Annotated in this window: 10 protein-coding genes and 1 pseudogene; 3 read left to right on the top strand and 8 right to left on the bottom strand. The window is 67.9% G+C overall.

What is annotated here, in order from left to right; translation table 11 throughout:
- Together VD972_RS27430 and VD972_RS27435 are read right to left on the bottom strand one after the other, a co-directional pair.
- On the bottom strand, positions 1-801 hold an 801-nt coding region (locus tag VD972_RS27430), incomplete at its 3' end, for an efflux RND transporter periplasmic adaptor subunit (RefSeq protein WP_324991705.1).
- Between the two features lie 115 nt (positions 802-916).
- Positions 917-2,068: a DUF6068 family protein gene (locus tag VD972_RS27435; protein WP_324991706.1), complete on the bottom strand. Its 1,152-nt coding sequence runs from the start codon at positions 2,066-2,068 to the stop codon at positions 917-919.
- 352 nt (positions 2,069-2,420) lie between these two features.
- Here VD972_RS27435 and VD972_RS27440 point away from each other — a divergent pair, with 352 nt between their 5' ends.
- Entirely contained in the window at positions 2,421-3,188 is a 768-nt protein-coding gene (locus VD972_RS27440) for a zinc-dependent metalloprotease (RefSeq protein WP_324991707.1), read from the top strand.
- Between the two features lie 132 nt (positions 3,189-3,320).
- Positions 3,321-3,959 carry a serine protease gene (locus VD972_RS27445; RefSeq protein WP_324991731.1) on the top strand — a complete coding sequence of 213 codons (639 nt, stop codon included), beginning with the start codon at positions 3,321-3,323 and terminating at the stop codon, positions 3,957-3,959.
- Between the two features lie 494 nt (positions 3,960-4,453).
- Here VD972_RS27445 and VD972_RS27450 read toward each other — a convergent pair.
- From VD972_RS27450 to VD972_RS27460, 3 genes and pseudogenes are all read right to left on the bottom strand, one after another.
- Positions 4,454-5,310, bottom strand: a pseudogene (locus VD972_RS27450) (DUF5953 family protein).
- Positions 5,205-5,549 (bottom strand): DUF6310 domain-containing protein, encoded by a 345-nt coding sequence (locus VD972_RS27455; RefSeq protein ID WP_324991708.1) that lies wholly within the window; start codon positions 5,547-5,549, stop codon positions 5,205-5,207. The pseudogene VD972_RS27450 and the gene VD972_RS27455 overlap by 106 nt, the downstream one beginning before the upstream one ends.
- A gap of 436 nt (positions 5,550-5,985) precedes the next feature.
- A complete protein-coding gene (locus tag VD972_RS27460; RefSeq protein WP_324991709.1) occupies positions 5,986-6,264 on the bottom strand; it encodes a hypothetical protein in 279 nt (92 codons plus the stop codon).
- Positions 6,265-6,492: 228 nt separating this feature from the next.
- On the opposite strand from VD972_RS27460, the gene VD972_RS27465 reads away from it, so the two are divergent.
- Complete coding sequence (locus VD972_RS27465; RefSeq protein ID WP_324991710.1) at positions 6,493-6,939, top strand: SRPBCC domain-containing protein; 447 nt, start codon at positions 6,493-6,495, stop codon at positions 6,937-6,939.
- A gap of 22 nt (positions 6,940-6,961) precedes the next feature.
- Here VD972_RS27465 and VD972_RS27470 read toward each other — a convergent pair whose 3' ends face one another.
- From VD972_RS27470 to VD972_RS27480, 3 genes are all read right to left on the bottom strand, one after another.
- Complete coding sequence (locus tag VD972_RS27470; protein WP_324991711.1) at positions 6,962-8,278, bottom strand: sigma 54-interacting transcriptional regulator; 1,317 nt, start codon at positions 8,276-8,278, stop codon at positions 6,962-6,964.
- Between the two features lie 175 nt (positions 8,279-8,453).
- Positions 8,454-11,084, bottom strand: coding sequence for an RCC1 repeat-containing protein (locus VD972_RS27475; protein WP_324991712.1), 2,631 nt, complete (start codon positions 11,082-11,084; stop codon positions 8,454-8,456).
- Positions 11,085-11,299: 215 nt separating this feature from the next.
- Positions 11,300-12,829, bottom strand: coding sequence for a S8 family serine peptidase (locus tag VD972_RS27480; RefSeq protein WP_324991713.1), 1,530 nt, complete (start codon positions 12,827-12,829; stop codon positions 11,300-11,302).
- Between the last annotated feature and the right edge of the window lie 11 nt (positions 12,830-12,840).

Genomic DNA, 12,840 nt, shown 5'->3' on the forward strand with positions numbered 1-12,840 from the left:
CTCTACCTTCTGGTGGCGGGAGAGCGGGTCGATCTCCGGGGCGATGTGGTCCACCACGGCCGTGAGCGTCAGCCCCCGCGAGTCCAGCCGCACCCGGACCTGGCTGCCCAGGCGGAGGGCGGAGGATGCGGACTCCGGCACGGCGAAGCGCAGGCGCAGCTCCTCGCTGACGAGCCGCAGCACGGGCGTCGTCAGGCCCACCATCATTCCGGGCTGGATGTACTGCTCGGTGACGATTCCGGGGAACAGCGCGCGCAGCCGTGCCAGCTCCAGGCTCCGAGCCGCCTGGGCGTGGCGGGCCTTGGCCTCGGCGACGCGGCCACGCGCCTGTTGCAGATCGGCCGCGGACAGAGCGACCTGATGCTCGGCCGACTCGAGCGCCTCGGCGGCGGAGTAGTCGCGCAGGCGCTGCTCGCGGGCCAGGCGCAGGCGGGACTGCTCCAGCAGGACGCTGGCGCGGGCCTCCTCCGCCTGGGCCACCTGGACGCTCGCCTCGCGCGCCGCCAGCTCGAGCTGGAAGGGCTGGAGCTCCAGCACGGCAAGAAGCTGCCCTGCCGCCACCCGCTCTCCCAGGCGGACCTTCACAGCCTCTAGGCGCCCCTCCACCTGGGGGACGATGTCCAGCACCTGGCTGGCCATCACCACACCCACGAAGGAGGTGGGTCGTTTCCTCACCTGAAGGGTCCCCTCGGGTGTCGGAGCGGAGCCGTGCGCCGCGCCGGACAGCAGCATGCTGGAGAGGGCCAGCCAGCCGAGGGTGGAGCCCAGGGGCCTCAGCGCTCCTGGGGCGCATCTCTCCATTTTTCGCGGACTTCCCACGGTCCATGGGAGCCTGACAGATCTGCTCTGCCAGCGCCATGCACGGGCCCGCTCCACTTCACGGTGTCCTCGAGGCTGACGACGGAGAGGGCTGGCGTCACTTCTGGCCCCCGAGCCACGAGCCCCACCGCACGAGCCGCGTGCCGCCCTCGGGCTCGCGCTTGCCACCGGCGACCACGCGCTCGGTGCCGCTGGAGAGCGGCTGGAAGCGCGCCTCATAGGGCAGGCCCGCGAGCGCCGGGGCCCACGGCTCGGCCGCGTAGGCCTCCGAGAAGACGCGCCAGGTGCCCTCTACGTTCTCTTTGCGCTGCATGGTGAGGACGGGCACGTTGCGGTCCTCCGCGGTGAAGGTGCCACGGGTGCCGGACGCGGCGTCGGGAGGCCAGTCCCCCGAGGACAGCGCATCCCAGGGCAGGCTCATCAGCATCTCCTCGAGAGGCTCCGGCTCGACCTGGGAGAAGTCGGTGCAGGGGGCGGCGTGGGTGTCGATGGGGCCCTCGGTGCGCAGGAGGTAGCCGCGCTCGGCGGCGAAGCACACGCGCTGCACGCCAGGCGAGGGGCCCACGTCCACGCGCCGGTCGTAGTACGCACCCGGGCCCAGGGGCCGCTCCAGCGCGGGCACGGGGGCGTTGGCACCGGCCGAGCCCTCGCGGAACTCGCGCAGCGTCAGCTTGAAGCCACCCGGGAGGTGGAAGCCGGCCGTCTCGGTGCTCGCCTCGAGCAGGCCGTGGGTGAGGTAGAGCGGACCCGGCTCGTTGGCGTACACGCGCGTGCGCAGGGGGCCGTCCACGGGGCGCTGGTCGCTGACGTAGCGCATGGCCTCCCAGGTGCGGCCCGCGCTGGAGGGACTCTCGGCGGTGGCCTCGCCCTCGTGGGGCACGTCGAGCGGGCGCGTCGTGTCCGCGCGCACGGGGAGGAGGAGGTCCTGCGCCAGCCGCGTCTGGGCCAGGGGCTTTCCGGCCTCGTCCGTGAAGGCCAGGCGCACCCAGACCCAGGGCTGCTGCACGGCCACCACCTCCAGCGTCAGCTGACCGCCGAGGGTGCGCGCGGTGCCGCCCCCGCGGGGCTCAGCTCCCTGGGTCGCGGAGAAGGAGTAGGTGACCCGGTCGCCCACGCGGGCGCCCTTCCAGGCGTCAGCGGCCTGCATGGGAGCGGGCTCCTGGGCCTTGGACCTCGTGCTCACGCAGCCCGGGAGGAAGGACAGGGCCGCGCCCAGCAGCGCGGCGAGGGGGAGGGGGAAGTGGCGCATGGGCATATGAGGCTTGATACACCGGGGGTGGATTCACGCCCATCCTGAGCCCACTGTCCGATTGGTGAGCACATCGTCCGAGACTCGGACGGTCCGGGTGTCATGCACGCAACCCTTTGATCCCCAATGAGTGATGACCCGGAAACGTCAGGACTCTTTACAAGAAGTCCACAAGAAGTCCCAGGACGGCTGGCACATCCGTACTCCAGGGTTAGTCGGGTATTGCCAACTAAGTCCCTGTTTTCCGGTGTGCCCGGGTGTTGGCCCGAGGGTTGCTCATGTGAAGGGGCGCGGTCGCAGCTGGAACCCCCAGGCGGCAGCGTCCAACCCCCGTACAAGAGAGAGAACAAAAATGTTCAAGAGAGCGGCAGTCCTCGTGGCGAGCTGTGGCGCGTTGCTGTCCGGCTGCGGTACCGACCTGCAGACCGAGAACGAGGAGATCATCTCCAACCTGATCGAGGCCGGGTTCCCGGCCCACGACATCATGGTCGCTGATGATGCCGTATACGTGGGGCTCGACGCGCACGTGACCCTCGAGGCGTCCCAGGAGATGCTCCAGCCCGGCAAGGAGAGCCTCGAGCAGTACAGGACGACCAATCTCGTCGGCACCAGCGTGACGAAGATCTGCGTCAATCCCACCTCCACGTTCAACAGCTACACCCGCCTCAGCCAGGGGCTTGATGCGGCAATCGCCAACTACAATGGCCTGGGGCTCCGCATTACCATGGCGCGGGGACCGACCACCGGCTGCACCGCGAACATCACCGCGCAGACCATGTCCGGCACCGGCGGCTCTGCTGGATTCCCCTCGGGCGGCAGGCCCTACGGAACCATCAATATCGGCACCGGGCTGAATACCTACAGCGTTGACGTGAACGAGCACGTCATCACCCACGAGCTTGGCCACGCGGTCGGTTTCCGCCACTCGGACTACTACAACCGGGCCATCAGCTGCGGCTCCGGCGGCAACGAAGGAACCGCTGGCGTCGGTGCCATCCTCATCCCCGGGACGCCCAGCACGGCCACGAAGGGCGGGTCGGTCATGAACTCCTGCTTCAGCTCGACCGAGACCGGCGAGTGGACCAGCTCTGACCGCACCGCGCTGAACTACCTCTACTGAGAGATGGCGCTACGGCCCCCTGGTCCGTCCATGACTCTGTGGGGGCCGATCCTCGCGGGCACCGTCATCCTGGGCGTTGCGGCCTGTGGAAGTGCGGTGCCCGGGGATCCCCCGGTCTGCGAGAATCCGAAGATGCCAGAGGTGAGCAGCCTCTGGCAGTGCGGCCCGACCCTCGATTTCACCCCCATCAACAGCTACCAGGGCGAGTTCGCTGACGTCCAGGACCGGGAAGACGCAGTCGTCCTGATCGACGGACGCTGCACCGGAACGCTGATTGAAGCGAGCGCGGGACCGGTGGTGGTAACTGCGGGCCACTGTGTCGGGCTCGGGGACCGGGTGCTGCTGGTCTTCAACTTCGAGGACGAGCCCGACGGCGACCCGTTGGTGACCGAGGGCTCTGTCATCGAGCAAGCGCTTGAGCCCGACTATGCGCTCATCGAGCTCGACGTGCTTCCCGCGGTCAGGCCGATCTTGCTGACGGCCCAGGCCAGCGAGCTGCTGGCGATCATCCAGCATCCCCGGGGCTATCCCAAGGTCATCGCCGAGGGCAGGTTCCTGGACTCATGTAATCAGCTTGTCTACTACACGGACCTGGACACCCTGGTCGGGAGCTCCGGCGCTGGCGTGCTCAACCGTCAAGGCCACCTGCTGGGCATCCACACTGACGGCGATTGCGACGAAAAGGGCCGCGGAGCCAACAGGGGCTGGACGGCGGAAGTGATTGTCGAAGCGTCCCCGTACCTGCAGAGCGCCGACATCGCCGAACGCTGAGCCCAGCAACCCTTCAGGCTTGCAGAGCTTCTCGGGATGGAGGCGGCGGGAATCGAACCTGCAACAAGGCGGAAGCAAAACCCTTAGCAGGCCCGCCGCGGACGGTGAGGAGCTCGTCTTCCGGCCCAGGCTCATGGAACGGGGGCTCGTGTACGAGAGGTAGCTTCGCAGGCCAACGAGGAGGCAGGTCGTGGAACCCGCCTCGCACCCGATCGGCAGCTACTCGTGCGGCACGAGGCAAGGCCCCCGAGGGGCGTTGATCATCTCGATCATCCGGACCGTGCCGCCGGTGAAACAGGCGCTCAGACCGCGGCTCCGGGCTCGAAGCGCGCGAGGAAGACCTTGTACTGCAGCTCCACCAAGAGGGAGCGGAGGAGGCGAGCGAGGCGCCCCAGGCAGCACCGCCAGGGCCATTCTAACGGGTACGAGCAAGGGTGAGTGACCTCCTGGATTCGCACCCTACCAGCGCCTGCGCAGCGCGCCCCGAGCCGAGGTCAGGGCGCCAAGCGCCCGCCGATCACCGGGAAGCGCTCGTAGGCCCGCTTCAGCACTTCCAGGTGGGCGGGGTTGTCGTAATCGAGCGGCGCATCCGTGAGCTGCACGATCCACCCGCCCGATGCCGTGCGCCGCGCCCGCGTCAGCAGCTCGGCGTCGCGAGCAGGATCCGGGAACCCGATGGTCTTCGCGGTAGCGGCCGACCAGTAGTTCAGCCACCCGAGGAACCAGGGAGTCTCAGGCGCGGAGAGCTTCTCTGGAAGGTTGAGCATGGGAAGCCCACGGGGTGAGCGCTCCGGTCCATGAGCAGAGCGGCGAAACTGCTGCGAGACTTCCGAGCCGTAACTATGCTGCGACGCATGCCCCCAGAACGCGCGGGCCCCCTCAGCCACGCCCTCCAGCACAGCCGCCGCTGCCGCGATCACTGGCTCGTCCAGCGGCAGTTTCGCGTGCACTTCAAACTGGGGCTGACCGCCTGGGCTGAGGAGTCCAGGTCTTTCCCCCCCGTCACCGTCACGGGGTGACTCTCGTCCCCGTTGCACACAAGAGGGAAGCCCCCGTCCTCAGTCTTTCCTGCGAGCCACGCATCCCGCCGCGGCAATGCGATGGGGCGCCCTCCTTTGCCTACTTCCCACTCCAGGCGCAAGCCAGGGAGCGCCTGTTCCATCCCATGGACGACAGCGAGCGTGCGGCCGTCTTTGCCCACGAGCGCAGGCGCGTAGATGAGGAAGGTGAGGATTCTTCGCTTGGTCATCGTGAGCACCCCGTGACGACGACATCGAGGGAGGGATCCCGTGCGATCAGCGCGTCTTTGTGCGCTTGAGTGCTCACCCCAACGACGAAGCCATATCCACATGCCGCCGCAGCGGCTCGCTCCTTTCTTATTTGCTCGTATTCCTTCTCAATTTCCCGATCCTGGATAAAGGCACTGTACGTGTCAAATCGGTGGGTCTTGATCTCCCACAGCACACGCACGCCGACTTGCAGCGCATCGAAGCGCTCACCGCCCACGAATACGTCCATGCCGGGATAACGGTTGGGCGGAAACTTATCGGCGCACTCGTTGTGGGGGACATCCTCGCCCGCGTGCCGCACCGGGATTGGCTTGCACTCCGGGCGCTCCCTGGGATCGGATGATATGGGCGAGAAGATGTCTCCGGTCGGTGAGCCCTTTGGCTTTGGCGCTCGGTTCGCCAACGGTTCTTTCGCAGCCAGCCTTCGACTTCCACACCTCTGAGGAAGCCGAGCGTCTTATCGACGCGGCCCCAGACGAACCTTCCAGCTCCCCTGCCAAGAACGAACCACGTTCATCGCCCTCTCCAGGGAGTGAAGTTCATCGGGATTCTGTACTCCTTCATATTCTCCGCGACGATGGTCAGGATCTCGTTTCATCACCTGACTGGCGTGGATCTGAACCGCGGCGCTCCAGAGGGACAGGCGCCTCATGAACGGCCAGCCCTCCCTGTGCAGCGGGACCGCATGGCCCGCCCAGTGTTTCAGGCGAGCCGTGCGGCCCTTCATCCCCATGGAGCTATGCCTCGACCGGAGCCTTCTGCTCCCTCCGGGCCTGGCTCATGAGAGCCAGCTGGGCCTTCAGCACCTCGACCAACATGCCCACGTCGTTCACCGGAATGCCCTTGAAGTCGAGCACCGCCTTGCCCTTCTGGTTGCGCACCTGCACCTTGACGAGCACCCCCTTGGGGAAGCGACTCGTCACCGCCGCCTGGTACTGCTCGGCCAGCGCCAGGTCCTCCGCCGGCAGGGGCTTGCTGGAGGACGGCTTGCGCTTGCGCTGGATGGCCCTGCGCATCTCCTCCACGCTGCACGCCGAGAAAGGCTTGGCCGTGACGGCCCCGTTCTCTCCGGAGCACTGGACGCTTGCCCCCCTTCGCCCACTGCCAACCAGTGGGCACTGGGCCGGCCCGTCGCGGGCACGCGAGGACATTGATCATCTCGTGGACGAACGCTTCCTGCAGCCCTGCTCGTCTTGCTGCAGTGCTAATGTTCAGGCGTGAGCTCGACCCGAATCAGTCTCCGCGTGAACGCGCCCCGCGCCCTCGTCTATCGCGCGCTTCTCGATGCGCGCGCAGTCGCGACGTGGATGGTACCCACCGGCATGACCAGCCATGTGCATGCGTTCGACGCCCGCGAAGGTGGCTCGTTCCGGATCTCGCTCACGTACGACGCGCCGACCGGGACCGGCAAGACGACTGCACACACCGACACGCACCACGGCCGCTTCGTGAAGCTCGTTCTGAACGAGCAGGTGGTCGAAGTGGTCGAGTTCGAGACGTCAGATCCCGCGCTGCAGGGCGAGATGACGATCACTATCACGCTCGCCGATGCAGACGGCGGAACCGAGCTCCTCGCCGTGCACGACGGACTACCGCCCGGCCTGTCGCCTGCCGACAACGAGCTCGGCTGGCAGTTGTCACTCGCGAAGCTCAAGGCGCTCGTCGAGGCGGAGGGGCACAGGCCGGGCTGACAACAGCCGTTATCACCCTCGCCTACTCCGAGCCCTCGTGTCCGTGCAGCCCGTACTTCCTGAGCAGCTTGCGCACATAGATCCGGGCGATGCCCGCCTCGCGCCCAGCCCGTGAGATGTTGCCCTCGCAGCGCTCCAGGAGGTTCTTCAGGTAGTCGCGCTCGAAGCCCTCGATGAGCCGCTCCTTGGCTTCCTTGAAGGGCAGCTCCAGCTCGGGCCCAGCGGTGACCGCGAGGGGCGTGTCCGTGGGCGACATCTCCGGCAACGCCTGCTCGCCCAGGTTCACCACGCGCTGGACGACGTTGCGCAGCTCGCGCACGTTGCCGGGCCACGGGTACTGCACCAGCAACGCCCGCGTCTGCTCGGACAGCGCGCTGGGCGGCCGGCTCATCCGCTCCAGCATCGTGTCCACCAGCAGCGGGATGTCCTCGGGCCGCTCGCGCAGGGCCGGCAGCGTCACTCGCAGCACCGCGAGCCGGTGGAACAAGTCCTCCCGGAACCGGCCCTCCTTGACGGCGGCCTCCAGGTCCCGATGCGTGGCCGCCACCACCCGCACGTTCACGGTCTGGTAGTCGTTGGCCCCCACCCGCTTCACCTGGCGCCGCTCGAGCACTCGCAGCAGGCGGGGCTGAAGCTCCAGTGGGAGATCGCCTACCTCGTCCAGGAAGACGGTGCCTCCATCCGCCCGCTCGAAGGCCCCGGCGCGATCCGCCTGGGCTCCGGTGAAGGCCCCCCTCACATGGCCGAACAGCTCGGACTCCACCAGCGAAGGAGCAATGCCCGCCAGATCCACGATGCTGAACGGCCCCTTGCTGCGAGCGCTCGCCGCGTGGATGCCCTCCGCGCACAGCTCCTTGCCTGTCCCCGTCTCGCCTTGGATGAGGACGTCCGCATCCCCCGCGGCCAGCCGCTCCAGCAGGGTGAAGACCTCGCGCATCTTCCGGCTGCCCCCCACCAGCCCTCCGAACCGGGTGTCCGAGGAGAGCGGGATGACGTGCTCACGCGACTCCGCTGGGACGATCTTCAGCTCGGTGGCGCCGATCCGGACGATCGCGCCCAGACGCACCTCCAGCTCGGTGAAGCGCATCCGCTCGCAGAACGAGCCGTTGCGAGACCCCAGGTCCCGAGCCAGCACCCGATCCTCGCGGACCTCCAGGGCCAGGTGCTGCCGGGAGACTTTCCGGTCCTTCAGGACGATGTCACACGCCGGATCCGTCCCCAGCCGGTAGCTCTTGACCTGGAGCGAGACGCTGCGGCCCGCGTCGGCCCCCGACAGGAAGACGAGCTTTCTTCGGAGCGTGGGGAGATAGGCTTCCGGATCGGGTGTCGTGCTGAACATCGAGGGCAGGCGCGTGTCCTCCGGGTCCGGAACCACTGGGGAAAGGGCAAGTTACCATCCCAGGTCGACTCAAGAGAACAGCCTCCACTCCAGCAGGAAAGACTCACGCCCACTGGACGCATCCACCTCGCTCGCGCGGCCACAGCGGCGAGCGAGGCTCCCCACGCTCGGAGCATCAGCCTCCGATAACGCCGCCGCCGATGCCGCCGCCGCCGGGCGGGAGGACGATGATGTCACCGTTGCCCGGCAGGCCGGTGACTTGCGCGGGGGTCGACCGGTGGGTGGTCGTCCCCTCCCCGAGCTGGCCATAACTGTTGTAGCCGGCGGACCGGACGATGGCGTCCTTGCCCAGCGCCATCACGTGGCCGCTGCCCACGGAGAGGTCCACGATGGAGCTCCAGAGGCCCTGCGTCGGCACGGTGCGGTTGGACGTCGTCCCATCTCCGAGCTGGCCGTAGCCGTTGTAGCCCCAGCCCCACACGGTTCCATCCCTCTTCAAGGCCACCGTGAAGTAAGTGCCCGCGGCGATCGAGCTGACATTGCTGAGTCCGGAGACCTGCACCGGCGCCAGGCGGAGGGTGGTCGTCCCGTCTCCGAGCTGGCCGTAGTAGTTGTAGCCCCAGGCCCACACCGTGCTGCTCGTCGTCAGAGCCACCGTGTGGTAGCTGCCCGCGGAGACAGCGATGACATTGATGAGTCCGGAGACCTGCACCGGAGAGGGACGGCTGTTGGTGTTCGTCCCGTCGCCCAGCTGGCCATAGTAGCCGTAGCCCCAGGACCACACGGTGCCGTCCGCCTTCAGCGCCACCGTGTGGTAGGAGCCCGCGGAGATGGAGACCACAGTGCCGAGCCCAGGGACCTGCACCGGCGAGGAGCGTGAGGTGGTCGTCCCGTCTCCGAGCTGGCCGTAGCCGTTGTAGCCCCAGGTCCACACGGTGCCGTCCGCCTTCAGTGCCACCGTGTGGTGGGTGCCCGTGGCGACCGAGGTGACGCCCTCCAGCCCCGGCACGGCTTGCGGTGTAGGGCCGGTGATGAGCGTCCCGTTGCCCAGCTGGCCGTAGGAGTTGTAGCCCCAGGAGGACACCGTGCCGTCCGCATGCAGCACCACCGTGTGGTTGCCGCCCGCGGCCGCGTCGAGGACGCCGCTCAGGCCCGTCAGCAGCAAAGGCGTGGAGCTGTTGGTGGTTGTCCCGTTGCCCAGCTGGCTCTGGCCGTTGGAGCCCCAGGTCCACAGCGCCCCGCCCATCCCCACGGCCGCCGAGTGGCTAGAGCCGCCAGTCGTCGTGGCGATCCCGCTGATCATGACGGCCACAGGTGAGAGGCGCTGGACGTTGGTCCCATCTCCCAGCGCGCCGTACGAGTTGGAGCCCCAGGCAAACACGGTGCGAGGGTTCAGCGCGGACACCCGGGGCTTCTGGATCACCGTGTGAGAGGCACCCGCGCCGAACATCTGGACTCCGGTGATCCCTGGGACCTGCACCGGTACGAGGCTGTTGGTGGTGGTCCCGATTCCCAGCTGCCCGTTGCCGTTGTAGCCCCAGGCGCGCAAGGTGCCGTCCTGCCGCTTGGCCAGGGAGAAGTAACCGCCGGCGGCGATCTCGACAGCTTGGGTGAGGCCCGACACCTGCACCGGGAAGGAGCTGTGGGTGGTGGTCCCATTTCCCAGCTCGCCGCTGCCGTTGTAGCCCCAGCTCCACGCGGTGCCATCGCTCTTCATGCCGAGCGTGTGGAAGAAGCCTCCGGAGAGGGCGCGGACGCCGCTGATGCCCGCCACCTGCACGGGCGTCAATCGGTTGAGGGTGGTCCCGTCCCCCAGCTGCCCGTAGGAGTTGCTTCCCCAGCCCCAGGCGCTTCCGTCCTTCTTCACCGCCAACGTGTGGGTGAAGCCCGCGGCGACGTTGAAGACGCCGCTGAGACCGGACACCTGCACGGGCGTCAGACGGTTGGTGGTGGTCCCATCCCCGAGCTGGCCGGTGCCATTGTACCCCCAGGCCCACACGGTCCCATCCGCCTTCAGCGCCACCGTCCGCGAGTAGGAAGCCGCCACGGCGACGACGTCGCTCAGGCCCGGCACCTGCATGGGCACCGCACGCAGGGTGGTGGTGCCGTCTCCGAGCTGGCCGTACGCATTGTCGCCCCAGGTCCACACGCTCCCATCCTCCGTCACCGCCACCGAGTGCGCGTCCCCGGCCGACGCGGAGACGACCTGGCTCAACCCCCTCACCCTCGTCGGCACATGGCGCTGGGTCCTCTCGCCGTTGCCGAGCTGGCCCGAGAGGCTGTAGCCCCACCCCCACAGGGTGCCGTCCGGCTTCACCTGCAGCGAGTGGTAGTAGCCAAGTGCCAGGCTGGGACAGAACTGGACGACGTTGCGGAACAACGTCCTGGGCAGGTTGGTGCAGATGGTGCGGTTGCCATTGCTGTCGACAATCATCGGGTAGGCCTTCACCTCGAAGCCATGCACCCCGCAGCCCACCCCGGTCTCGCTGAAGAACCACTCTCCCGTCTCGCCGATGCGCTCCTCGGCCACATGCTGCGCGCCGTCGACGTAGTACTCGAGGCGCGCGCCATTGGCCCCGTTGATCGCCGCCCAGGTTCCTGCTCCGGCCAGCTCGCCCTCGAAGGAGCTCACCCCCTCCAGCTCGAGCTCACCGATGCTCACCCCCGAGCACAGCGCCGACTCCTGAGTCGCCAGCGTCTGCTCCGGGCCGGCCACTCCCTCTTCGGAAGGAGCGCCACACGCCGCCAGCAGCACAGAGGCCAATACCGACAACACGTCTGAACTCTTCAGGTCTCGCTTGATCATGGTCTCGCCCTCTGCACGCGCCACGCCAGTTGTGGCGAGTAAGCATGGAGTACGGCGATTCCAGTGATTTACGGGGTTTGCCATGGCGCGGACGGGGCTCAGGCCGCGGCCCCTGGTCACAGGTGTACTCAGGTCCAGGGCAGGCCCTGGACACAGCTGTTATCAGTCGGCCCGTCCTGGCACGGAGCGCGAGCCCGCCTCACCCCACCGCAGCCTCAGTACTGGCCCCTCAGCGTGGCGGTGTACGTGGAGTGGGCGCGGAGGTGGACGAACCAGGTGCCCGCGGCCGGGGTGGGCATGGTGCACTTCTCGGTGTTGCCCTTGCGCAGGGGCCGACACTGGTAGACGAACGTCTCTGGCAGCTGGCCATGGCGGACGTAGAGGTCCACGTCTCCCGTGCCTCCGGAGAGGGAGAAGACCACGGAGGGCCGCCCGGCGGGGACCTCCAGCTTGAAGTTCTTCTGGCCACCAGTGAGGTCGGACACACTCGTGGCCACGCCGTTGACGAGGGGGGTGGCCTGGGGGCGCTTGTACAGCAACAGGTTGGGTGAGGCCGTGTCAAAGGGCTCCAGCTGCACCTGCCCCACGCTCGCATCGGCGACCAGGCGAGCGGGGATGTCGGTGGGGGAGATGCCTTGGGACATCAGGATGGCCGCCACGCCGCTCACGTGAGGCGCGGCGAACGAGGTCCCTTCTCGGTTCGTCGTGGCCGTGTCACTGGCGATGCCCGCGGAGACGATGTTCGCACCCGGAGCCCAGAGGTCCAGACACGCTCCCGAGTTGGAGCCCGTGAAGCCGGTCGACCAGCGCGTATGCGCCTCGTCGATCGCGCCCACCGTGAGGATGCGCGCCCGGGACGGGTGGCTGGCATCCGGCTGGAGGTGGGCCGGCGAGCAGAAGCACGCGTCGATGCCGGCATTGCCCGCCGCGACCACCACGACGAGCCCGGGGTTGTTCGCCATGACATCCGCGGCCGCATCGAGCGGTGGGAGCACGCCCGTGGTGGTGAAGCTCAGGTTGACGATGGCCGGCGTGACGGCGTTGTTCGCCACCCACTCCATCGCTTGCACCAGCCCGTCCATCGTCGCCTCGCCAGTCCCGCTGAACGCCTTCACCGAGTTCAAGCGGGCCTTCTTGGCGACGCCGAACGTCTTGCCCCCGATGATCCCCGCGACGGCGGTGCCATGCCCGGAGAAGTCATCCCCGGACTCCAGGGCGATGTTGTTGAACACGACCTGGGCGCGCCCTTCGAACTCCAAGTGTGACTCCCGGATGCCCGTGTCGATGACGTAGACGTTGACGTTCGTCGCGTCGTCGGTCTGGTAGCTGTTGCTCAGCGGCAGCAGCTCCTGGTCGATCCGATCCAGGTTCCAGGGCGCCGGGGTCTGCAAGCCCGCCACCTGGACGATGGCGTTCTCCTGGACGTACTCCACCTGGGGATCCTCGGCCAGCGCCTGAGCCTGCGCCTCGCTGGCGGAGATGAGGAAGCCACGGAAGGCGGTCTCGTGGGTGGTGAGGACACGTGCGCCGTACGGCCTGGCCAGCGCGCCCGCCCGCACCGCCATGCTCAGCAGACCCCGCGCGGGCTTCTCCTTGAGGACAACGAGGTACTCGCCCCTCACGGGTCTCGGGGACCTCATCAGCTTGCCCTGCGCCGGCAGCTGAGGCGGCGCGGCGAGCGCCCCCATCGAGGCCAGGACGAGACACGCGGTGATCAACCTGCTCCAGCTCTTCATGCTTCGCATGTGTTCTCCTC

It is taken from the genome of Hyalangium sp. (assembly GCF_035629615.1).
GTDB lineage: Bacteria > Myxococcota > Myxococcia > Myxococcales > Myxococcaceae > Hyalangium.

Bases quoted from the DNA above. Each gene is read 5' to 3' on its own strand.
- VD972_RS27435 (WP_324991706.1), bottom strand. From the start codon at position 2,068: ATGCGCCACTTCCCCCTCCCCCTCGCCGCGCTGCTGGGCGCGGCCCTG.
- VD972_RS27440 (WP_324991707.1), top strand. From the start codon at position 2,421: ATGTTCAAGAGAGCGGCAGTCCTCGTGGCGAGCTGTGGCGCGTTGCTG.
- VD972_RS27445 (WP_324991731.1), top strand. From the start codon at position 3,321: ATGCCAGAGGTGAGCAGCCTCTGGCAGTGCGGCCCGACCCTCGATTTC.
- VD972_RS27460 (WP_324991709.1), bottom strand. From the start codon at position 6,264: ATGCGCAGGGCCATCCAGCGCAAGCGCAAGCCGTCCTCCAGCAAGCCC.
- VD972_RS27470 (WP_324991711.1), bottom strand. From the start codon at position 8,278: ATGTTCAGCACGACACCCGATCCGGAAGCCTATCTCCCCACGCTCCGA.
- VD972_RS27475 (WP_324991712.1), bottom strand. From the start codon at position 11,084: ATGATCAAGCGAGACCTGAAGAGTTCAGACGTGTTGTCGGTATTGGCC.
- VD972_RS27480 (WP_324991713.1), bottom strand. From the start codon at position 12,829: ATGCGAAGCATGAAGAGCTGGAGCAGGTTGATCACCGCGTGTCTCGTC.